This window comes from Pseudomonas sp. C 49-2, assembly GCF_003970195.1.
Taxonomy (GTDB): Bacteria; Pseudomonadota; Gammaproteobacteria; order Pseudomonadales; family Pseudomonadaceae; genus Aquipseudomonas; species Aquipseudomonas canadensis.
In genome coordinates, this window is sequence record NZ_RXYG01000030.1 from 1 (window position 1) to 20,596 (window position 20,596).

20 protein-coding genes are annotated in these 20,596 nt (G+C 59.1%); 5 read left to right on the forward strand and 15 right to left on the reverse strand.

Annotated features, from left to right (window positions below):
- Positions 1–316 precede the first annotated feature (316 nt).
- Positions 317–1,078 carry a hypothetical protein gene (locus EJ576_RS29310; RefSeq protein WP_126571735.1) on the forward strand — a complete coding sequence of 254 codons (762 nt, stop codon included), beginning with the start codon at positions 317–319 and terminating at the stop codon, positions 1,076–1,078.
- An 80-nt stretch (positions 1,079–1,158) separates the two neighbouring features.
- Here the strand turns inward: EJ576_RS29310 and EJ576_RS29315 are convergent, their stop codons facing one another.
- From EJ576_RS29315 to EJ576_RS29325, 3 genes are all read right to left on the reverse strand, one after another.
- Positions 1,159–1,701: an adenylate kinase gene (locus EJ576_RS29315; RefSeq protein ID WP_122727307.1), complete on the reverse strand. Its 543-nt coding sequence runs from the start codon at positions 1,699–1,701 to the stop codon at positions 1,159–1,161.
- Positions 1,702–1,798: 97 nt separating this feature from the next.
- On the reverse strand, positions 1,799–2,437 hold the full coding sequence (locus tag EJ576_RS29320; protein ID WP_068932883.1) for a hypothetical protein: 639 nt from the start codon (positions 2,435–2,437) through the stop codon (positions 1,799–1,801).
- Between the two features lie 103 nt (positions 2,438–2,540).
- Positions 2,541–3,473 carry a LysR family transcriptional regulator gene (locus tag EJ576_RS29325; protein WP_126571744.1) on the reverse strand — a complete coding sequence of 311 codons (933 nt, stop codon included), beginning with the start codon at positions 3,471–3,473 and terminating at the stop codon, positions 2,541–2,543.
- Positions 3,474–3,643: 170 nt separating this feature from the next.
- Here EJ576_RS29325 and EJ576_RS29330 point away from each other — a divergent pair, with 170 nt between their 5' ends.
- Positions 3,644–4,654 carry an NAD(P)-dependent alcohol dehydrogenase gene (locus EJ576_RS29330; RefSeq protein WP_126571736.1) on the forward strand — a complete coding sequence of 337 codons (1,011 nt, stop codon included), beginning with the start codon at positions 3,644–3,646 and terminating at the stop codon, positions 4,652–4,654.
- Between the two features lie 58 nt (positions 4,655–4,712).
- Here the strand turns inward: EJ576_RS29330 and EJ576_RS29335 are convergent, their stop codons facing one another.
- The gene (locus tag EJ576_RS29335; protein ID WP_123477673.1) at positions 4,713–5,069 is read right to left on the reverse strand and encodes a VOC family protein; all 357 of its coding nucleotides are present in this window, start codon (positions 5,067–5,069) and stop codon (positions 4,713–4,715) included.
- A gap of 117 nt (positions 5,070–5,186) precedes the next feature.
- On the opposite strand from EJ576_RS29335, the gene EJ576_RS29340 reads away from it, so the two are divergent.
- Positions 5,187–5,960 carry an NAD(P)-binding domain-containing protein gene (locus EJ576_RS29340; protein WP_126571737.1) on the forward strand — a complete coding sequence of 258 codons (774 nt, stop codon included), beginning with the start codon at positions 5,187–5,189 and terminating at the stop codon, positions 5,958–5,960.
- Here the strand turns inward: EJ576_RS29340 and EJ576_RS29345 are convergent.
- On the reverse strand, positions 5,955–6,848 hold the full coding sequence (locus EJ576_RS29345) for a LysR family transcriptional regulator (protein ID WP_122727454.1): 894 nt from the start codon (positions 6,846–6,848) through the stop codon (positions 5,955–5,957). The two genes, EJ576_RS29340 and EJ576_RS29345, sit on opposite strands and share 6 nt — an antisense overlap.
- 94 nt (positions 6,849–6,942) lie before the next feature.
- Here EJ576_RS29345 and EJ576_RS29350 point away from each other — a divergent pair, with 94 nt between their 5' ends.
- Positions 6,943–8,109, forward strand: coding sequence for an MFS transporter (locus EJ576_RS29350; protein ID WP_122727300.1), 1,167 nt, complete (start codon positions 6,943–6,945; stop codon positions 8,107–8,109).
- A gap of 19 nt (positions 8,110–8,128) precedes the next feature.
- On the opposite strand, the gene EJ576_RS29355 is transcribed toward EJ576_RS29350, so the two are convergent.
- A complete protein-coding gene (locus tag EJ576_RS29355; protein WP_122727298.1) occupies positions 8,129–8,581 on the reverse strand; it encodes a thiol-disulfide oxidoreductase DCC family protein in 453 nt (150 codons plus the stop codon).
- Positions 8,582–8,999: 418 nt separating this feature from the next.
- Complete coding sequence (locus EJ576_RS29360; RefSeq protein WP_126571738.1) at positions 9,000–10,337, reverse strand: MFS transporter; 1,338 nt, start codon at positions 10,335–10,337, stop codon at positions 9,000–9,002.
- A 245-nt stretch (positions 10,338–10,582) separates the two neighbouring features.
- Between EJ576_RS29360 and EJ576_RS29365 the strand changes: the two genes are divergently transcribed.
- Complete coding sequence (locus EJ576_RS29365) at positions 10,583–11,248, forward strand: TIGR02466 family protein (protein ID WP_126571745.1); 666 nt, start codon at positions 10,583–10,585, stop codon at positions 11,246–11,248.
- A gap of 13 nt (positions 11,249–11,261) precedes the next feature.
- On the opposite strand, the gene EJ576_RS30145 is transcribed toward EJ576_RS29365, so the two are convergent.
- The 8 genes from EJ576_RS30145 to EJ576_RS29405 form a co-directional block, all read right to left on the reverse strand.
- Complete coding sequence (locus EJ576_RS30145; protein WP_126571739.1) at positions 11,262–12,755, reverse strand: methyl-accepting chemotaxis protein; 1,494 nt, start codon at positions 12,753–12,755, stop codon at positions 11,262–11,264.
- A gap of 167 nt (positions 12,756–12,922) precedes the next feature.
- A complete protein-coding gene (locus EJ576_RS29375; protein WP_126571740.1) occupies positions 12,923–15,076 on the reverse strand; it encodes a TonB-dependent siderophore receptor in 2,154 nt (717 codons plus the stop codon).
- 240 nt (positions 15,077–15,316) lie between these two features.
- Positions 15,317–15,787, reverse strand: coding sequence for a contractile injection system protein, VgrG/Pvc8 family (locus EJ576_RS29380; RefSeq protein ID WP_256656656.1), 471 nt, complete (start codon positions 15,785–15,787; stop codon positions 15,317–15,319).
- A gap of 159 nt (positions 15,788–15,946) precedes the next feature.
- Positions 15,947–16,609, reverse strand: a complete 663-nt coding sequence (locus EJ576_RS29385) for a GAD-like domain-containing protein (protein ID WP_122727285.1) — start codon at positions 16,607–16,609, stop codon at positions 15,947–15,949.
- 2 nt (positions 16,610–16,611) lie between these two features.
- Complete coding sequence (locus EJ576_RS29390; protein ID WP_122727275.1) at positions 16,612–17,916, reverse strand: polymorphic toxin type 15 domain-containing protein; 1,305 nt, start codon at positions 17,914–17,916, stop codon at positions 16,612–16,614.
- A gap of 3 nt (positions 17,917–17,919) precedes the next feature.
- Positions 17,920–18,276, reverse strand: coding sequence for a DUF4150 domain-containing protein (locus tag EJ576_RS29395; RefSeq protein ID WP_126571741.1), 357 nt, complete (start codon positions 18,274–18,276; stop codon positions 17,920–17,922).
- 1 nt (position 18,277) lies between these two features.
- Positions 18,278–19,627 carry a DUF2169 domain-containing protein gene (locus tag EJ576_RS29400; RefSeq protein WP_126571742.1) on the reverse strand — a complete coding sequence of 450 codons (1,350 nt, stop codon included), beginning with the start codon at positions 19,625–19,627 and terminating at the stop codon, positions 18,278–18,280.
- A gap of 9 nt (positions 19,628–19,636) precedes the next feature.
- The coding region (locus EJ576_RS29405; protein ID WP_126571743.1) for a type VI secretion system Vgr family protein at positions 19,637–20,596 on the reverse strand (960 nt) is incomplete at its 5' end.

Consider the following 20,596-nt stretch of genomic DNA (forward strand, 5'->3'; position numbering starts at 1 on the left):
GGGGGGGGGGGGGGGGGGGGGCGGGGAGGTGTGAGGATAAGGGGAGTAGCGACGCTTGGACAACCGGCGCGTTGGGGCCGCAATGTATCAGGCGGTTGACGTGTGCAGATTGAGACTCTCAGCGTCGATATACCGAAATAGGAAACCATAAAAAATTCGCGTCAGCGTCAACCAACGTCGTCTATTGTTCAATTCGCCTTATCGAAGATGTAAAGCTGAGTTGTCGACTACAACGAGGCGTCTGGCAAAGCTGGACCTTTCCGCGTGGCCAACACACTTAATCGTCCGGTACGCAGTGCCAAAAAGGAATTTTCACATGAAAACGCTCACCGCAATCGCAATGAGCTTGTTGATGTTTGCAAGTGGTTTCTGCTTTGCAAGACCTCCTGAGTGTGATCCCGGCCCGCATGGTTGCGATAACAAATCGTTCGCTCCACCGGTCGTTCAGATCCATCCTTTCAAGGTTGAAGATAAGAACGGTATGTTTTTCATATTGGTCGACAAAAAAGGGGAGATCACTGAGTACGAAAAAACAGAAGGTTTCAAATACGCGCGAACAGCTGTGGGAACGATAAGCCAGGATGGGCGCGTCGTTGATACCTCAGGAAGGTTGTTGGCGGTCTTGCGCGCTACGTCCATTTTGGAGGACTCAGCCGGGGCGCCAATGGTTAGCATCGACTCGAAAGGTACCCTCGAAAATGGCTCAGGAGTACCGATTCGTTGGACCAAAGATGGCACGCTTAAGCAAGGTGATGTACTCCTGGATTTCAAGCTTTCGCCAGCCAATTCTCCTGCGCGGCAAGCAGCTTCAATCGTTCTCTTTTTGGCGAGTAGCTTTGAAAGCCCCACGATTGAACAGATACCTCAAGCACTCAACAAATCTATGAGTCCTGTGAATTCAGCAAAATCACATGGCGTTACTGGGGAAGTCGCCGATATACCAACGCCTCTGTCGGTTTGTACGGATCGCGCAAGTCAACGGCACTCTGCTTGTATTTCAAATGGAGTATTCACCCACGACACGTGTCAGGTGCTTTATCAGCAAGCCATAGATATATGCTACAAAAAATACAATTGACAGTTGTGGCATCGCGAAACGGGCGGATAGAAATAGAACAGTCGAGGCAGTTGAGCTGCCTCGTCGGTTACGGTTTCCAGCTATTGCGACATTTTCGATACCCAATGAACGACTGCAGTAACCATTGCTTCAACACTGTCAGCCCCGTCGATTCGTAAGATTGGGGCCGCCATGTGTGATAACCACGCTTCGTGCCACGCCCGGTTGCGCCCCGAGAAATTCGGATCATCGTACTGCGAAGCCCATTCCCGAAAAGCCACGTGTATCGCGTACATGTCGCCACCGGGTGCGATCCGCTCGCCAAAACGCGCCTTCTCGCGGGCAGCCAGGCGTTCGAGGCGAACGGGCGTGGGGGTGGCGACGAACACGATCAAGTCAGCATCGGCAATCAGCGCATCGCCCCAGACCATGCAAGAACCGCTCAGCACCCAGCCGTCGTCACCGAGTGCTTGTTGCATCAGGGAAACGCGGTCGCTGGGAGGTCGCTTGGTTGTGAAAGGAGGGTTTGTGGGCATCCAGTAAAAGTCATCGACGTCGACGTGTCGTATACCGAGCCGCGTGGCGAGGTTGTGACCCAGCGTGGTGACGCCCGCGCACGATGCTCCTGTGATGTAGATCCGCATTTTTCCTCCATGAACACAAGCTGGGTCCCAAGTCAGGGATATGTCCGATAAGCAGGACGACTCTGTCGTCCTGTCCAGGCATTTTAGGGCAAAGGTTTCAGGGCAAAGGTTTCGGGTTGACGGTGTACCAACCCGACGGGGTTTTGGCACACACCTGCGGCCTGAGCGGTGTTTCAACCGTGTTGTTGCTCTGAACGGAGAGTTGGCGAACGGCTATTACGCAACCTGCCTTGAACGTGCTGATTTTGACCATCTGAAGTTCCATTTCATAGTCTTTGCCGGGCTCGGGAATGAGTGTGACAGGCGCGGGAAAGCAGGACATTTGCGAACCGCCCATGGCGAACCCTGCAATAAAGGGTTTACCCGCCGGAATGACGTGCTCGTCAAACACTTTGGGTGACTGGTTGATGGCTTTGCTTGCCTTGCTGGCAGGCATGCCAATCACGCTGTTCTGACTGTCAGTGGCCCTAAAAGGGTAGAGACCCGCCGAGTCGACATGGGCTGTTTGCCATCCAGCTTCTTCAGGCGTTTTGGTCAGCAGGGACCCGTTGTAAAACGCCTCGCAAGTCTGGCCACTGAGGAAGCCCGCGTTGGTGGTGTCCCCCGTGATGAAACGGACGCGGGCTGAGTTGGCCGGGTCGTATTGGCTGATCTGGGTTTCGTTGCGAACGTCGGTTTTGGTGGTGGCGCAGCCGATAAGCGTCAAGCTGAACGCCAGGGGAAAGAGAAAACGCATGGTTAACCTTCAAGTCCTGTGATGGTTGGTGGGCGCAACCATACTATGAAGGGCGCGCCTTGGCTTGCGTTCAAATTGAATCCACCGGCGGCTAGGTTTACGGCTAGAGGCGCAGAGGGGTGGGGTTCTCCAGCCACGCAGCATGCAACTGCGGGAAATGCTTCTGCAGCCAATCGATAAAGACCTGCACCTGAGGCGCCAAATGAGTTCGGCTTGGGTACAGCAGCGACACCGGGCGAGGGGCTGGCCGATAGGGCCTTAATATCTCCACCAAAGCGCCGCTGTCCAGATGTTCGGCAACGGTTATACCGGGCGCCTGGATGATGCCGAAGCCGGACACGCCGCACTGCACATACGCGTTCGACTCGGTGACGGTGATGCCGGCATTACTGATAAATGTCCGGCTTTGTCCGTTGACTGAAAAGTGCCAAGGCAGTGTCCTGTTGCTCTGGCCGGATAAGAAGTTGACGCCTCGGTGGGCGGCCAGATCGTCGAGCGTTTCAGGCAGGCCTTGCGTGTGCAAGTACTCAGGGGCTGCGCAGGTCACCATGGTTGCCAATGCGATTGGGCGGGCGATCAGGGTCGAGTCCGGTAAATCACCGATACGCAACGCACAATCGATGCCTTCGCCTATCAGGTCAACGGCTCGGTCGGTGACGCCCAGCACGATGTTGATACCCGGGAACGCAGCGGCGAATCCTTTGAGACTTTTGATGAACTCCATTTGCGCGAAAGCAGTGGGAATATCAATGCGCAGACGGCCCACGAGCGTTGCTCCGCTGCGGTCGAACATCGTGGTCGCAGCGGAGATCTGCGCAAGAATGTCCTGCACGCGCTCATAGAACCGCTCGCCCTCGGCGGTCAGTGCGACCTTTCGCGTGGTGCGCTGGAACAGGCGCACGCCCAATGACGTCTCCAGTTCCTGGATATATCGAGTGACCTGGGGTCGACCGATGTCCAGCGATTCGGCTGCTTTTGTGAAGCTGCCGAGTTCGGCCAGGCGGGCGAATAGTCGCATCGATTGCAGCAATTCCATGATGTCTCCGATGCGCCTGAGTGAAACGAAGCGCTGCCAATGATTGTTGCTAAAGAATAGAACAATCATGTCTTTTTCAGTGCATTTATTGCGCGTCTCTAATCACGAAAGATGTGTCCAAGGCGAACCGGCCTCGGTTGGCAACCATTAAATGGAGTTGGAGATTCATCATGAGAGCCTGGCAGTTAAAAGATTTCGGGTTGGACAACCTGCAACTCGCAGAGGTAGCGACCCCTCAACCCAAGGCGGGCGAGCTACTGGTCAAGGTTGGCGCGGTGTCGCTGAACTTTCGCGACAAGGCCATCGTTGATGGTATCTACGAGCCGCACAAGGTGCCCAAATTGCTAATCCCGGTCAGCGACGCGGCCGGCACCGTGGTCGCAGTCGGTGATGGTGTTACGCGCTTCAACGTTGGCGATCGGGTCAACTCGCACCTCTACTCGCGCTGGCTGGATGGCGAGCCAGGGCCAAACGAACCGGACTACTGTTTCGGCTCGCCATTGCCTGGCGGATTGGCTGATTACATGATCATCCACGAAGACAGTGCCGTGGCCGCTCCCGCCAACATGACTGACGAGGAGGCGGCCACGCTACCGATCGCGGCACTGACCGCCTGGTACTCGCTGGTCGACTTCGGGCACATCCAGCCGGGTCAAACTGTGTTGGTCCAGGGTACCGGGGGCGTGTCTATATTTGCAGTGCAGATCGCAACAGCGCTGGGGGCGAAAGTGATCGCAACGTCGAGCAGTGACGAGAATCTTCAAGCGGTAAAACGTTTGGGCGCGGTCGCGGGCATCAATTACCGAACCTCGCCAAACTGGGCGGATGAGGTGCTTGGACTCACTGATGGCAAAGGCGTCGATCTGCTGCTCGATGTGGCCGGTGGCAGCGGCATCAACCAATCGGTCGCAGCAACCAAGGCCTCCGGGCGTATTGCACAGATCGGCTTTTTGACGGGGCAGACCGTGGAACTCAACCTGATGCCGCTTATCTTCCGTCAGACCACCCTTCGCGGTATTGCCGTGGCGCCACGCTCATCCTTCGACCGGATGAATGTGTTCCTTGAACGACACGGTATTCGTCCCGTGATCGATAAGGTGTACCCGTTCGAAAAAGCGCGTGAAGCTTATGAGCATCTGGCCAAAGGTGCGTTCGGGAAAGTCGTCATAAAGATCGATTGATACGTAAAAAGGGGCGGTAGCCGCAGCCGACAGCGCCGCCCCGATGTCGCAAAGAGACCTATTGATCAGCGTTCCAAACCGCCAGTTCATAGCCATCCGGATCGGTGAAGTGGAACCTGCGTCCACCAGGGAACGAAAATGTCTCGCGGGTGATGACAGCCCCCAGGGCTTTGAGTCGCTGCTGCGTGGCATCGAGATCATCGGCGTACAAAATAACTAACGGGCCACCCGGCCGAACCTGCTCCCCCGTAGTGAACCCGCCAGTCAGACGCCCATCGCTGAACTCGGTATAGGTGGGGCCATAATCGACAAACGTCCAACTGAACGCGTCGCCGTAGAAGGCTTTGCTGCGTGCAATATCGCTGACGTTGAATTCGATGTTGTCGATTTGCCGGTCTGTACCTTGAGCACTCATGTTTGCCTACCTGGCTGATCTTTTCGAGTGGCGAGTGTAGCGTGAACGCCTGCCTGCATGAAGACGGCAATCATGCCTATGATGCACCCGACTACAGAAATTACCGGAGTGGACAGCGTGCTGAAGATTGGAATCCTGGGCGTCGGTGAGCTGACGGAAAAGGTGGTGATCGGCCTGCGGCGCAGTGGGTTTGGCGGGCGGGTCTTGCTTTCTCCGCGTAATCACGAACGTGCGCAGCAACTCGCTGAACAGTGGGACTGTGAGGTGATGGCTGACAATCAACAGGTTGTCGATGGGGCGGACTTGTTAGTCTTGGGCGTGCGCCCGGAGGTGGTCGATCAGCTTTCGAATGGAGTGCAGCTCAGACCTGAGCAAACGCTGGTGTCGTTGGTAGCTGGATTGAAGCTGGTCGAGTTGCAACGTCGCTTCCCGCAAGCGCGTGTGGTCCGCGCCATGCTGTCCTATGCCGCCCAGATCAACCAGACGACTGTGGTGATCACGCCCGGTGGCGAACCCCATGCAACACTGCTGGGCGCGCTCGGTTCATTGGTGGTGTTGGACGAGGAAGAGGCGTTCGAACTGGCCACTGTCGCGGCCTGCATGAACGGCTGGTTCTATTTCTTCCTGAGTGATCTTCAGCAGTGGTTTACCGACAAAGGCCTGTCCAAGGATCAGGCTGCCCAACTGGTGATGGGCAACCTGCAAGACTGCTTGGCCAGCGCCCGTCACCAGCCATCCGCGAGTCTGGAAGCGTTGGGTAGCGCGATTGCCACGCCCGGCACCTTTACCGCGGCTGGGTTGGAGGTGTTGAGAAACAAAGGCGCGACGCAGGCATGGCGCGAGGCGGCTGACGAGGTGCTTGAGCGGCTGCACAAGCCTGCACGTTTATAGCCGGTGATGTTCCAGCAAGAAGTCCACAAACACGCGGATCCGCGCCGGCATGCTCGCACCGCCGACAAACACCACGTGGATCGGCTCCCGGTCGCCGGGGTTCCAGGATTCCAGCAGCGGCACCAGGTCACCGCGTTGCAGGTCTTCTGCAACCGTGAACTCGCCGATGCGTGCGATACCGGCGCCTAATCGCGCCAGTTGAGCGAGCGCTTCGCCACTGCTGCATTCGATATTGCCGTTTATCTTCAACGAAAACTCCCGGCCGTCACGGGCGAAGGGCCAGTCGGATTGCGCACGGCGGAAGTTGAAGCGCAGGCAGTTGTGGCGCAGCAAGTCATTGGGTTCCAGAGGTGTACCGTGTTGCTGAAGGTAGTGCGGCGATGCCACCAGGACCTGGCCGGTGTCGCCGATGCGCCGGGCTGTCAGCGGGCTGTCTGGCAGGTCGCCAAAGCGGATCGCGACGTCAGCCTGGCCGCCGAGGATGTCGACCACTTCGTCGCCCAAGGTCAGGTCCACCACAATGTTCGGGTAGCGGGCGCTGAACGCCGCCACCAACGGCACGATGGCCATGCGGCCGTGGCCCAGGGCCGCACTGACCCGCAGCCGACCTTTGGGCGCGCCTTGGTCGGCGATGGCTTCTTCGACTTCCGCCATGTCAGCCAGGATGCGCCTGGCGCCGCGAAGGTACGCCTCGCCCTCGGCTGTGAAGGCGAGGGCGCGGGTCGTGCGAATCAATAGGCGGGTGCCCAGGCGTTGTTCTGTGCGTGCGATGACGCGGCTGACGGCCGAGGGCGTCAATCGTAATGCCCGCGCCGCCGCCGACAGGCTGCCTTCCTGCGCCACCATCGCGAATACCGCCATCTCACCCGACCTGCCGTTGAAATCCATTTTTGCCTCGCGCGCAAAGGTGATTGCCAATTAAACGGTCTAGTGCCGCTAAAGCGTTGATCGTAGCATTTGCGACATAAATGAGGAGTCTTCCATGCGTATCAATCCACCCCTTGTAGCCCTTGCTGTCGGTGCCTTTGGCATTGGCGTCACTGAGTTCGCGCCCATGGGCATGTTGCCCACCATCGCCAATGACCTTGGCGTTTCGATTCCCACTGCGGGGCTGTTGGTCAGCGCCTACGCCCTGGGGGTATTGCTCGGCGCGCCACTGATGATCTTGACCACCGGCAAAATTCCCCGTCGTCACTTGCTGGTCGGGCTTATGGCCATTTTCACCCTGGGTAACGTGATGTCGGCGCTTGCAACCGGCTATTACGACCTGTTGATTGCCCGCGTCATCACTTCGCTCAACCACGGCGCGTTTTTTGGCGTCGGTTCCATCGTCGCAGCCAGTGTGGTCGCGCCGGACAAGCGCGCCGGAGCCGTCGCCGCGATGTTTATGGGCCTGACCCTGGCGACCATTGGTGGCGTGCCACTGGCGACCTGGTTTGGTGAACTGCTTGGCTGGCGTACGGCGTTCTGGGGCATTGGCGGACTGGGCCTGGTGACCATGGTCGCGCTGTGGTTCGCGCTGCCTAACCTGCCGCTGCCGAAAAGCGACGGTGTGCTGGCCGAAATCAAGGTGTTGGGGCGCGGTTCGGTACTCGCGGCACTGGCCCTGACCGTGGTGGGTTCCAGTGCTATGTTCACCGTGTTTACCTATATCGCGCCGATCCTGAGCAACGAGACCCATGCGTCTACCCCCTTTATCACGGCCATGCTGGTGCTGTTCGGCGTCGGGTTGACCCTGGGCAATATATGGGGTGGCAAGGCGGCAGATCGGTCGATCGACCGGACCCTGATCGTCTCGCTGAGCGCACTGATTCTGGTCCTGCTGGCCTTTGCACTCCTGATGCGTTGGCCGATACCGGCTGCGGTGAGCATCCTCATCTGGGGTATCGCCAGCTTCGCCGTCGTGCCGCCGTTGCAGATGCGTGTAATGGAAGCGGCCAAGGATGCGCCGAACCTGGCCTCGGCCGTGAACATCGGCGCCTTCAACTTCGGCAACGCGATTGGCGCAGCAGTGGGTGGCGCAGTGATCAACGCAGGGCTGGGCTACCCGGCGATTTCCCTGGCCGGCGCGGCGATGGCGGGCTTGGGGTTGCTGATGGTCGTGACGTTCGCCTGGGGTTCTCGAGCACGCATGGCTGCGGCGGTTTAGCAGATGCGCACCAAAGGGTTCACTGCGGCGCCTTCAGAAAACGCTGTTCATGGTCTGGATGCGGTAACAGACAAGTGTCGTACCGCCCGAAAATCCGATAGCGATTGCGTGCGATGCGGTCGTAAGCCCAATCCCGCAGCCTGCGCGGGATGATGCGCAACAGCAGCAATGGACGCCACGCGGCAGGCAGTTGCGCAATGATTTCGAACACGGCGTCCGAACGCATCCAGTAGTGGTGGTTACGAATGACCGCCAGCGTGTCGAACTGATCCAGGGGCAACCCCGCCCAAGCCAGCAACGCCTGGCCCTCGGGGGATTGCACCGCCGCCAAGCGTATGCGTTGTTGGCGGTCGTGACGGATCAGGAACCTCGCCCAACCATTGCACAACTTGCACACACCATCGAACAGCACCACGGTTTCGCCAGGTTTGAGCAACGGCGCGGGGGAAGGGCGGGTTTGGGATACGGGCATCAGGGTGGGTCCAGTTGTGCCGGGTAAGCCTGGATCATACCTGTGTTCAGCGCGACTCGTGGGTGCGGCTGTGTCAGCCAGCTCGATTTCAATCTAGGCAGCGGGCGCAATTTCAGCCACAACAGCGCCCAACTGTGGGAGCTGTCGAGCCCCGGCGAGGCTGCGAAGGCGGCGGCATTGCTGGCATCTCCATCGGCTGACCCACCGCTTTCGCGGCCTCGCTAAAGCTCGACGGCTCCCACAGGGGATGTGTGTTGTGGGTGGGGTTTCGGTTTTGGCTGCTGTCGCAATTTCAGCTACAACAGCGCCCAACTGTGGGAGCTGTCGAGCCCCGGCGAGGCTGCGAAGGCGGCGGTATTGCTGGCATCATCATCGGCTGACACAGCGCTATCACACCTGCTCATCGTTGTTTTGGAACTTAGCGCGAGAACACCGGCGCGACGTCTTTTTCCTCAGCACCCACGTCATGCAAGGAAATCCGCGACGTCTCCGGCAACGCCAACCCACCCGCCAACGCCAGCAACGCCACGGCAATCAGGTAGAACGCCGGTGACAGATTGCTGCCCGTGGTGCTGATCAACCAGGTCGCCATCAACGGCGCGGTGCCGCCGAAGATCGTATAGGCCAGGTTGTAGGTGATCGCCGAGGCGGTGTAGCGCGTGCGGGTCGGAAACGTTTCCGACAGCAAGGCGGCCGTGACCACCCCACACAGCACGGCCCCCACCGCCAGCAGCATCACGCCGACAATGGACGCCGCGAACGAACCGGAGCTGGCCATCAGGAATGACGGATACACCACGACCATCAACAGCACGCAGGCGGTCATCACGGTGACACGACGCCCGACCCGATCCGAATACAGCCCCGCCAGTGGGCAAATCGCCGCCGCGAAAATCAACGCAATCAGCGACACCAGCAACGCCATCGCCCGACTCAAGCCGCCCGCCACTTGCAGATAGGTCGCGAAATACGTGGTGAACATATAAAACGACAGCGCCGTCAGTGACACAAAAGCGCCCAGGCAGCAGATCGCCGCACCATGGTTGCGCAGGGTTTCCTTGAGCGGGGAGTGGGCCACCGTGTGTTCTTCCTTCGCGGCCTGGAAGGCGGGCGTCTCGTCCAGCTTCCAGCGCAGGTAAAGCCCCACCAGGCCGAGCGGCGCGGCGATCAGGAACGGCAAGCGCCAGCCCCAACTGCCCATGGCCTCGGCGGATAACGACGCTTCCAGTGCATACGCCACCACCGCGGCGGCAGCGAAGGCGGAAAACGTCGACACCGGCACGAAGCTGCCGTACCAGGCGCGCTTGTCACTGGGCGCGTGCTCCATCAGATAGGCACAGGCCCCGGCGTATTCACCCCCGGCGGAGAACCCTTGGGCGCAGCGAATCAGCGACAACAGGATCGGCGCCGCTACGCCGATGGCTGCGTAGGTCGGCAGCAGGCCGATCAAGGTGGTGGCGCCGGCCATCAACAGGATCGTCATGGCCAGCGTGCGTTTGCGGCCGATGCGGTCGCCGAGCATGCCGAAGAAAATCCCACCCAACGGCCGGAAGGCAAACGCCACGGCAAACACGGCGAAGGTCTTGAGCAATGCCGCGCTGGCGTCGCCGCTGGGGAAGAATTGCTGGGCGATGGTGGTGGCGAGGAAACCGTAGACGGCGAAGTCGAACCATTCGACAAAGTTACCGATGCCGGCGGCGATAATGACCTTTCGCAAGGTCTGGGGGCTGACCTGTTCGGTGGATGGGCTCGTCATGGGGTGAGGCCTCGGGGTAGGTGCGGGGATGGCTGATTATCGGGGCAGGCGGTTGGGCGGCGGGGCCCAAAAGAGTCGTCCGCGTAGTCAGTAGCGACTTGGTCGAGTTGGGGGAGGCAGGAATTGGGCCAGGTGAGGCAAGGAGCGTGTGCGCAACTTTGGTTAAGACTTTAACAATGGTTTACATCGCTGAACCTTTGATGCCGTTATGGTTTGTGGCTAATGGCAAACATGATGAGTACCCGATGCAGTCGAGCGACAATCTTTTGAATCCGGAGCTGATCAACATCCGGCGGCTGTTCACAACGCCCTTGGCCAGCATCCAATACCCGAACGCCGACACGCTCAACGCCGAGCTCAAAGCGCTCGTCACCCACCGCATGGCCCAGGACCAGTGCGGCGCCCAGCGCAGCAACGATGGCGGCTGGCAATCCGCGAACGATTTTCAGGCGTGGGGTGGGGACGCCTGCGGCGCGTTGGTGACATTCGCCACGCAGTTCGCCACTGAACTGACCGCGGTTCATCACGAAGGCGTCGGATTAACCGTGCCCGGTTTCGAGTGGAAGCTCAACGCGTGGGCCAATGTGAGCCAGGCTGGCCACAGCAATGCGCTGCATGGGCATCCAGGCGCATTTTGGTCGGGCGTTTACTGGGTCGATGCAGGAGGCCGTGAAGAGGACGCCACCGTCGGCGGCGACCTGGAATTCGTTGATCCGCGAGGCATGGTGGCCTCGACCTACAATCCCGCCTTGCGCATGCGGGTCGAGGATTGCCTGACCGCCGGGTTCAGCAGCACCTGCGTTGCCAGCAGCGGGACATTGATCATGTTTCCGTCCTGGTTGATGCATTCGGTACGACGCTTTGAGGGGACGCGGCCGCGGATCTCCATCGCGTTCAACTTTGGGGTATGACGACCCTGAAGTTTCACTGATGGAAGCGTCTGCCCAACGCATCCAGCCGCACTGCAATCGGCGGTAATCGCTCGCTGCTGCGCGCCAGGGTTTCCACATCGTCGGCGGTGCTTTGCGCAATGCTCTGCACCGACTGCAACCGCCCGACAATCTCCAGGTTCGCCGTGGTCTGTTCGCGGGTGGTGGTCACGATCCGGCCGTTCAGGTCGTCAATGTGCGCGATGTCATTGCCTACCGCGCGCAGCATGTCGACGGCCACCTGGCTGTCTTCCACGCAGCGCTCCACGCCTTGGCGGCTGTCGTGCATGGCTTCCACGGCCTGGCGGCTGCCGTGTTGCAGGCCTTCGATGATGGTCTTGATTTCCTGGGTGGACACCGCCGTGCGCTGCGCTAGGCTGCGCACTTCGTCGGCGACCACGGCAAAGCCGCGGCCTTGCTCGCCGGCGCGGGCGGCCTCGATAGCCGCGTTGAGGGCGAGCAGGTTGGTCTGGTTGGCGATGCTGTTGATCACTTCGAGCACGCTGCCGATCTGCTCGGCTTGCACGGCCAGGCCCTGCACGGTTTCGTGGGTGCCGTTGAGGCGTGTGGCCAACTGCGTGATTTCCTGCTGGGCACGGCTGACGCTGTCCTGGCCGCGCTGGATCTGTTGACTGGCCTTGCCGGCGTGGTCCACCGCTTGCTCGACGTGCACGGTGATGTGGCCCATGGCGTCTTCCATGCGCTGCATCGAGTCGGTCATCTGGGTGATCTGCGCCAATTGGTGCCGCGCGCCTTTTTCCAGGGTGCCGCTGGCGCTGGCCAGTTCCTGGCCGAGTTGGCCGAGGCCGTGGGAGTCGCGGGCGACGCCGTCGATCAGGTGCGTGATCTGTTGCAGGAAGTGGTCGAAGCGCTTGGCCAACGACACATGCACCTTGCCTTCGCCTTGGGTGGTTTGCGCGCTGAATTGGGACGTGACTGCGAGCATCTTTTCCAGCATTTCCTGGCTCTCGACCGCTTCGGCTTGGCTGTGCACAGCGAGGTAGAGCAGGGCGACGGTTTCCATCACCACGTAGAAGGCGTGGACGAACACCATGGTCCAGCCACCGTGATGCTCCATCACAAACACCGGGAAGCCTTGGTGTTGCAGGGCATGGAACACCACGTGATGCACGGCGATGGTGGCGGCGGCGACCAGGATCGGCAGCCAGTCACGATAAAACGTCAGCACCGCCAAAAGCGCGAATATCCCGAAGTGCGATTCGATCACGCCCTGGGCCTGGTTGATGTGCAGTGCCGCCATGACCATCAGGCCCGCGCCGAGGGCACAACGCATCACGCGGGTGCTGCCTATCGCACGGTACAGCGCCGTGAGCACCACGCTGGTGCCGCCGCCGATCATGGCGGCTTGCATCAAGGTGTCATGCCAGAACGCCAAGCCTAGGGAGAACAGGAACATCAACCAGATCAACGCCAGCATGATGCGGTCGGCTTTACGGTAGTGCTCGAAAAAACGCGCGCGGGTGGGCATTCACACTTACTCCCTGTGGTCTGGCCGAATCAAAGTGAGGGGCAGGGTGGAGCGAATCAGGTGTTTTTGGTTTTTATTGGATTCAGTGATGCCAAACGGTTATCGGCATCCGGCGGCGGGACTTGAGGAACGGCTACCCGGGCGGGTAGCCGTTGATCGGATCACGATCAGAAGCTGTATTTGGCCGTGACGCCAAAGCTGCGCGGGTTACCGTAAGTGTCGGTCGACCCCCAGATCGGGCTGGTGGCGATGGCCGAGTAATAGGTGCGGTCGAAAATGTTGTTCACGTTCAACTGCAGGTCCAGGTGTTTGTTCACCTGGTAACCGGCCATCACGTCGGCAACGGCATAACTGCCTTGTTCCAGGCGATAGGTATTGCTGTTGGCGAGGACCACATCGTTGTACATGCGACTCTGCCAGTAGACGTTGCCACCGATGCGCAGTTTTTCCAGTGGGCCCTGGAAGCGGTAGGAGGTGGTGAGTTTGAACAGGCGTTCCGGGGTGTCAGTGTCGAAGCGTTGGTTGTTGTTGGCCGCATTGGTGTCCTTGATGTAATGCGCACGGGTGTAGGTGAAACCGCCGCCGACCTGCCAGTTTTCGGTGAGTGCACCTTGCAGCTCAAGGTCTATGCCTTGGCTACGTACCAGGCCAGACGCTTCGTAGCAGGCCATGATCGGGCAACCGGCTTGGCTCTCGGGCAGGGTCGCACGGTTTTTCTGGTCGATCTGGAACACCGCCAGGCTGGCGTTGAGCGCGCCGTTGAAGTATTCGCCCTTGATACCGACTTCATAGTTTTCGCCGACGATAGGCTTCAGTGGCTTGTCCGAGAAGTCGCGGCTTGTCTGCGGTGTGAAGATGTCGGTGTAGCTCGCGTAGACGGAGTACTGGTCGTTCAGGTCGTAGATCACACCGGCGTAGCGCGTGAGGTTACGGGTGACTTTGTAGTCGCCGTCGCCTTGGCGGTCATCGTAGTCATACCAGTCCACGCGCGCGCCGAGGATCACCTTGAGCGGGTCTGCGAGGTTCAGGCGGGTGGTCAGGTAAACGCCGTCCTGAGTGGTGATGCTATGGCCTTTGCCGTCACGTACGAAGTCCGGTTTTGCCCCATTGAGCGGGTAATTGGTGTCGTAGGGGCTGTATTCCTTGGACGTGGCGTCGTAGATGCGCTTACTGGTGCCGATCACCACTTCATGGGTGCGCCCGAACGCTTCGACCGGGCCGCTGAGGAACGTGTCCAGGCCATACTGCTTGTCGTCCTGGTGCGATTGATAGGCGGTGCGTGCCAGTGTGGTCTGGTAGCGCGACTGGTAGGTGCCGGTGAACACACCGTCCAACTGAGAGGAGGAACCTGCGATGTGGAGCTTCCAGTCGTTGGCGAAGCGATGTTCGATATCACCGAAGACAGTGTCGATGGTCAGCTTCTTGTTTTCCCAGTCGGAGCCGGGGTTGGTGGAGCGGGGCAGGTTCAGGTGATGGCCGTCGGCGCCGATGGGCAGGCCGCCCCAGAAGAAGTTGGTCTGGTCTTCCTGGCGCGAGAAACCCAGGGTGGCGGTGGTGTTTTCGCTGAGGTCGGCTTCACCGATGGCGTAGAACAGGCCGTGATCGCTTTCTTCGCCTTTGCGGAAGCTGTTGGCGTCGCGGTAGGAGCCTACGACGCGGCCACGCAGGGTGCCGCTGTCATTCAAGGCGCTGGAAGCGTCGAATTCGCCGCGATAATCGTCCCAACTGCCGGCGGCACCGGTGATCGATACCTGCGGCGTGGCGGTCGGGCGCTTGCGCACAAAGTTGATCGCCGCCGAAGGATTACCGGCGCCCGTGACCAGGCCGGTGGCGCCACGGATCACTTCTACACGGTCGAACATCGCCAGGTTGGGCTGCACGCTGTTGGCGTAGCCGGAATAGGCGCTGGGGATGCCGTCAAACATCATGTTGTCAATGTCGAAGCCACGTGATCTGTACGTCTGCCGGCCAGGACCGCTGGACTGGCTGAGGAACAGGCCGGGCGTGTTCTTGACCACGTCGTTGACGCTGGTCATAGCCTGGTCGTCCATGCGTTGGCGGGTGATGACCGTGACGGCCTGGGGTGTTTCACGCATGGTCAGCGGGAGTTTGGTGGCGGTCGCCATCTCGCCGGTGGTGTAGGACTGGGTGCCTTCGGTGGTCTGGCCGAGCTGTTCAGTGCTGATCTGGGTGGCACCCAATTCGAGCGGGGCGGTTTTTTCCGCCTCAGCGGCAAAGGCCGCCGTTGAACTTGCAAGACAGACGGCCAACGCCATCAGACTGGGTGAAAAACCTTTGCCGCCGTGTTGTTGCACAGACATGGAACTGACTCTCCCCGAATGCCTTCCATGGCGAATAATAAAGATGTTGATAATTATTCGCATCAGTGTGGCAGATTGAGTTCGAAGGAAAAAGCCTTCAGAGAGAATTAGTTAATGATTTTTTCACATCTGGTTGGCGGCAATCAGGTGCGTCTTGGTTAAGGGGTTACCGGCAATATCACGCTTGTAGCGGCCGGAATAGTCGTAGCGTTTGTAATCCTTGTGCTGGTTGTTCAGGTCCTAGTCACCAGTGGCGGTGTGCTGTTGGTTGTAGCGCGGATGGGTGAAGGTGTAGTCGCGCTGCACCTGCACGGCGGTGCGCACTTGCTCGGTGTAGTGGAACCGGTTCAATGCCGGTTCCAGGGCGTCGCCGCCACTCATGGGCTGGTAGATCACCGGGCAATCGGTGTGTGTGCCGATGGTGCCCAGTCCGCCGACGCGGTCGGTGAGGACCAGGGTGTGGCCGTCGGCACGGTGTTCGAAGGTGTAGAGCAGGCCTTCTTCGGCGGCGAGACGGGCGATGAAGTCGAGGTCGGTTTCGCCGGCCTGTACGCAGTATTCGCGGGGTTGGTGCTCGAAGCAGATTTCAGTGCGAATGTCGGTCAGTTTCTGCTCGGCCAGCATGCTGGTGATGATGTCGGGCACGGTCTGGGCCTGGAAGATGCGCCAGTTGGAACGTAGATCAAAACGCTTCAGGGTCGGCTCGACCACGACGGTGTAACGGGTGCGGCGAAAGCCGGTGTCGCCTGGGTGAGCAGACTGACCAAACTATGCACATAGCGCACCGGAGGGTCGTCGCGCCGGATTTGGAATACGGCGCGCAGGATGAAGAAGTTCGGACGTAAGGTTGCGAAAGTGAGTTCCCGCTAATTATTTCATGAGTTTGTCGAAGTCGGAACTTGAGAACGGCAATGTTGGGCTGTCGAACTGCCGCAGAATTTGAAGATACGGATCCAGCTTAAGGCGTCGGAGGCTATCCAGTACCGCGCTGCCGCCCATAACGAGCGCGGGCTCGAAGCCGTACATCTCATCGGGCTCCAATGGACCGTATTTCTTCAACGCGCGTTCAAATAGCAGTTTTCCGTTGATGTCTTTGTAATCGAAATCTTCTGGCTCATGAGAACCAAAGAATGATTGAATTGAAAAGTCTTGGTCATGCAATGGCTTAGGTTTCAATTTGTTTTTTAAAGCCAATATTTCGTTATTAAGGCAGACAATCGTGACGCTTCTCCCTGTTCTCTCACCGCATAAATAGAGGTCGCCAAACGCGCTGCGTGCGATTACGTGGAAGTTATCTATGTTGGCAAACGGTGTCTCTTCAAGCCATGCGTCTTTGATGTCCTCGTAGTCATCGGGATTAACCATCCACAGGAGGCCGTTTGCAAAAACCGCCCAACCCTCCTCACGCCAATAACTCAGTAGGATAGGAGGTAGCTTATCGGTCCAATAAACAAGGCTGGCTTCAGGAACTGGAGTTCTGTGTGTGGCCTCGCCAAAGGTTTCGATAAATAAAGCGAAATCTGGATCTCTCATCGTTATATTCCTTTTCTGCCAGGTGGACAGATTTTCAGTTCCACATTCATGATGTCTGAGCCATCACCCCGGGCGACGGCTTTTTCGGCAGCATCTTGCAATAGTTTCACGCGTCCCTTTTTATTCCAGCTGCCGCCAATGGCGCTATTTACGTTTTTATTACCTAAGGATGAGGGTGTGGGTTCGTGCCAACCACCGGCCACCATGTCAGGTTCATGTAGCGCGGCTAAAGAGTCCATGATTTCATTGGTTCGGTCTGCAGCCTCAGCCCTAGCTGCTTTAGGGTCACCCTGTGGGTTTTTCCGTCGGATGCTCTCATAAATGCTGTCTTTGATTTCTCCTGCACGCTTACTTCGATAAGCATCTTGAGCTGCGGCGGCCTTTGGATTTCGCCCTCCATTACGCGAGGCTTTTTTGGCATCATTGAACATAGCTCGAGCACTGGCAAAGTCTTTGGCCGACATGCTGTTTATAGAGTCTTGCTGGCGTTTGAGCTGTCGAGCGTATTCCCGTAGATATTCCTTTTGATCTGTCTCGCTCATTTTCTTGTATCTTTTGGAGTTCCGCGGGTCGAAACACTTCGGCTCCACTCTACGTAGTTTTTTCGGTGTGATCCTTGCTCCTTGCTGCTGTTTACGGGCTGCTGCATCTCTGGCCTTTTTCTCCACCGCCGCCTTTGCGGCTTTGTCAACAACCTCCTTACCCGCTTTGCCTGAGGCCTCGGCCATTTTCGCACCGTATCGGGTGGCCTTACCAGCGGTGCCCAGGTAGCCAACAAACGGAATCGCCGAGAGCAGCGAGAGGCCTGCGCCCACGTAGTCCCCGCGAAAAAGGCTAATGATACCGCTGGCAATATCGGCCACTTCCCCAACCACGGGGATTAGGCCAAACACGTCCAAGCCCAGTTGGATGCCATCGAGGATCTGCTCGCCGGTGATGCCTTCTTCTTCCGTTTCAGCCTCAATCGGTGGATTGGCCTCGCTGGCCGACACCTGAGCCGGCACCGTCTCACCCACCACCCGCCCAATGGTGTTGCCACTCTTGAACGAACTGAACGGCGGCAGAGTCGCCAATTCACGGGTCATGAAATGCTTGCGCAGTTGCTCGTATTCCTGCTCGTTGAAGGTGCGAGATTCATGGTAGGGCTTGCCCTGCGGATCCGTTCCGAAGAGGTCAGCCTGTACGGTATCGTCGCCGTTGGCCTGCAACATCATTTCGTCGAGCTTGTGCAGTTGCTTCGGATCAGGGCGCATCGGTACGCTGATCGCGTGTACCCGTATCGGGGCTAGATTGATCGGTTCGGCCATGCGTTACGCCCCATTCATCCAGAACTTGTCGTTATGGCGCACCACTAGCTTGCCTTCAGCCCGCACCGTGCTGCTCTTCTCCAAGGGGTAACACTTGCCGCCCACGGTATTGCTCTTGATACCTTTGGCGGCGCCAGCGCCATCCCCCTTGGTGGTCGGCACCAGGCTCTTGTCGAACACCACCACCGGCTTGCCGTTGGCCCGCACGGATTTGGCGACGCCAGTGGCGGATTTCAGTTCGGCGGTGACCGGGTAGGGCACTGGCGGGATGGCACTGCCCATCGGCGTCTTGCACACATCCGGGACGATGCTGACGACTTTCCATTTGCCCTGCTTACGGGCGATGACGTTATCGGCCATGTCAGAGCACCTCCTTTGCTGCGCGCTTTATCAGCGGGGCATTTGGATCCGTCTCAAAGCGCGCTTCCAGTACGCGAATGCCCAGGTGATTGGGCAGGCTGATGCGATGGGTCAGCGCCAGGGTCATGGCCTCGGTGTCGATGCGCAGGCTGTCGGTGAGCATGGGCAGTGGCAGCATGGCGCCGTTGTGCAGGCGCATCAGCACAAAGGGGCGATGGCCGGGCAGTTCCACACACAACGTGCCGTCGGGGGTGAGGTCGAGATTGGTCAGGTTGAACAGTTCAAGTCGAAACGCAGGCGGCGGAAAATCGATCTGCTGATCGACCGGCGCGCCGTTCCAGTAGGCAAAGTCGAAATCCCATGGCAAGCCCGGCCAGCGTTCTCGCTGCCAGGTGTCGTCATAGCTCCCGGCCAATGGCAGGCGAGGTGCCCAGGCACGTCCCACCACGCCAAATCCAACTGGTTGGTTTTTGTAGCTGGCCGCGACCTGCGCCATGCCGTGGGCGTCGAGTTCACCCTCGGGATGTTTGACGCGATCCAGACGCCACACCGGTTTGTCGATGGGCTCGATCTGTGGCGCGGGGAGTTCGCGCAGCGGCTTGTCCAGTTGATAGCCGAGGTCTTCCTGACGTTTTTCGATCCAGCCTCGGCCTAGTGGGTTGCTGTAACACACCTCGTTGAGCAAATACGGCGGAGTGTTTTCATCAACCGCATGTTCGGGATTAATCACAACGCTGCTGCCCCCGAAGGCATGTTCCCAGCGCAAAGGCACCGAGGTGGCCGGTTGCGGCTCAGTCAATTGCCAGCCACCAAACAAGCTGTGACGAAACTGGCGAGGGCCAGTGAAACTCAGGTGTTTGTCCAACAAGTTGTGGCGTGTCGGCGCTTCGGCACGACGCTTAAAAGCTTCTTGCTGGGCTGCTTGCCATGCCATTAGCTGATACTCGGTCAGCCGTTCGCCGGGACTCTGCGGCGTCGGTAGCGGCACGTCGATTCTGGGCGGTGGCGCCACCGGTGCACTGATGCGCAGTCCGGACGTCCACTGCGTTGCTGGTTGACCTTGTGGCGCATAAGCATTGCCCGCCACGATTACATCACAGCGCGGCTTAAACGGCGCCAGGTCACTTTCCTCGCAGACGCTGCTTGCCCCTTCCTCGCCGTAGTAGCGATCAGCGGTGCACAGCGCCAGTGGATCCTCATCCATCACTTCGGCGCGAAATTGCCCCGGCTGCCCGTCAATGGGCAACAACCGATAACCCACCTTCATAACCAGCACCGGGTACTCTTGATCGTCCATGCCCAGCGCGCTGAAACACAACGCATCGAAGGGCGTCAGATTGCGAAATTCCATGTCCGCCCCTCAGTTGATATCGACGTCTTTGCCGTTGATCTGCACCGCGCCGCTGGCGCTGAAATCGAAGGTGCGGCCATTGATCAGTACGGTGCCGTCGGACTTCATCACCAGGGTGGATTTACCCACCGTGACCTTGAATTCGTCCCCGGCGTCGATGGTGAATTTCTTGCCCACCGCCACCGATTTGTGGATGCCGACCTGCTCGCTTTGGCTGAGGCCCACGGTGGTGTTCATCGCCGCGCCGACACTGGTCTGATACGCCGCACCAATGGTCAGCGCCTTGGCCAGACCGATGGTTTCGGCTTTGGCTAACTTGATGGTTTCGGCCTTGTTGCCGCCGATGGTCACGCTGCGGTTCGCGCCGATGCTGATGGTTTCGTTCTGGCCGACGTCTTCGGTGCGGTGGTCGCCGATGGACACGGTTTCGTTGTGCTCAACCCGTTCCTTACGGTCGTTGCCGACGAAGATGCCGTTGTTGTTTTTGATATGAACGTTCTTGTCTTTTTCGGCATGGATGAACACTTCCTGGTGGCCCAACTCATCCTCAAAGCGCAGCTCGTTGAAGCCAGAGCCCTTGTGGGTGCGGCTCTTGATGGTCATCCGAGTCTTGTGTTTGGGCAGCTCATACGGCGGCAGATTGGTCTGGCGGTAGGTGCGGCCTATAGCGATAGGCTGGTCAGGATCGCCATCCAAAAAGCCGATGATTAGTTCCTGATTCACTCGTGGCACGGCCATGGCACCCCAGGTCGCCCCGGCCCAGCCTTGAGCTACACGGATCCAGCACGAACTCTGATCGTTGTTTTTGTCCGAGCGGTCCCATGGGAATTGCACCTTGACCCGGCCCCATTCATCGCAATAGATCTCTTCCCCTGGCGGGCCGACCACGGTGGCGATCTGCGGGCCGTCGATGCAGGGTTTACTGCGTAACGGGGCTTTCCAGTCCGAGGTCCAGCGGATGGCGCTGGC

Excerpts from the sequence above, each read along its gene's own strand:
- EJ576_RS29395 (WP_126571741.1), bottom strand. The coding sequence starts at position 18,276 with ATGGCCGATAACGTCATCGCCCGTAAGCAGGGCAAATGGAAAGTCGTC.
- EJ576_RS29355 (WP_122727298.1), bottom strand. The coding sequence starts at position 8,581 with ATGCCCGTATCCCAAACCCGCCCTTCCCCCGCGCCGTTGCTCAAACCT.
- EJ576_RS29325 (WP_126571744.1), bottom strand. The coding sequence starts at position 3,473 with ATGGAATTGCTGCAATCGATGCGACTATTCGCCCGCCTGGCCGAACTC.
- EJ576_RS29315 (WP_122727307.1), bottom strand. The coding sequence starts at position 1,701 with ATGCGGATCTACATCACAGGAGCATCGTGCGCGGGCGTCACCACGCTG.
- EJ576_RS29375 (WP_126571740.1), bottom strand. The coding sequence starts at position 15,076 with ATGTCTGTGCAACAACACGGCGGCAAAGGTTTTTCACCCAGTCTGATG.
- EJ576_RS29400 (WP_126571742.1), bottom strand. The coding sequence starts at position 19,627 with ATGGAATTTCGCAATCTGACGCCCTTCGATGCGTTGTGTTTCAGCGCG.
- EJ576_RS29330 (WP_126571736.1), top strand. The coding sequence starts at position 3,644 with ATGAGAGCCTGGCAGTTAAAAGATTTCGGGTTGGACAACCTGCAACTC.
- EJ576_RS29350 (WP_122727300.1), top strand. The coding sequence starts at position 6,943 with ATGCGTATCAATCCACCCCTTGTAGCCCTTGCTGTCGGTGCCTTTGGC.
- EJ576_RS29360 (WP_126571738.1), bottom strand. The coding sequence starts at position 10,337 with ATGACGAGCCCATCCACCGAACAGGTCAGCCCCCAGACCTTGCGAAAG.
- EJ576_RS29365 (WP_126571745.1), top strand. The coding sequence starts at position 10,583 with ATGCAGTCGAGCGACAATCTTTTGAATCCGGAGCTGATCAACATCCGG.
- EJ576_RS29335 (WP_123477673.1), bottom strand. The coding sequence starts at position 5,069 with ATGAGTGCTCAAGGTACAGACCGGCAAATCGACAACATCGAATTCAAC.
- EJ576_RS29310 (WP_126571735.1), top strand. The coding sequence starts at position 317 with ATGAAAACGCTCACCGCAATCGCAATGAGCTTGTTGATGTTTGCAAGT.
- EJ576_RS29320 (WP_068932883.1), bottom strand. The coding sequence starts at position 2,437 with ATGCGTTTTCTCTTTCCCCTGGCGTTCAGCTTGACGCTTATCGGCTGC.
- EJ576_RS29390 (WP_122727275.1), bottom strand. The coding sequence starts at position 17,916 with ATGGCCGAACCGATCAATCTAGCCCCGATACGGGTACACGCGATCAGC.
- EJ576_RS29345 (WP_122727454.1), bottom strand. The coding sequence starts at position 6,848 with ATGGATTTCAACGGCAGGTCGGGTGAGATGGCGGTATTCGCGATGGTG.
- EJ576_RS29385 (WP_122727285.1), bottom strand. The coding sequence starts at position 16,609 with ATGAGAGATCCAGATTTCGCTTTATTTATCGAAACCTTTGGCGAGGCC.
- EJ576_RS30145 (WP_126571739.1), bottom strand. The coding sequence starts at position 12,755 with ATGCCCACCCGCGCGCGTTTTTTCGAGCACTACCGTAAAGCCGACCGC.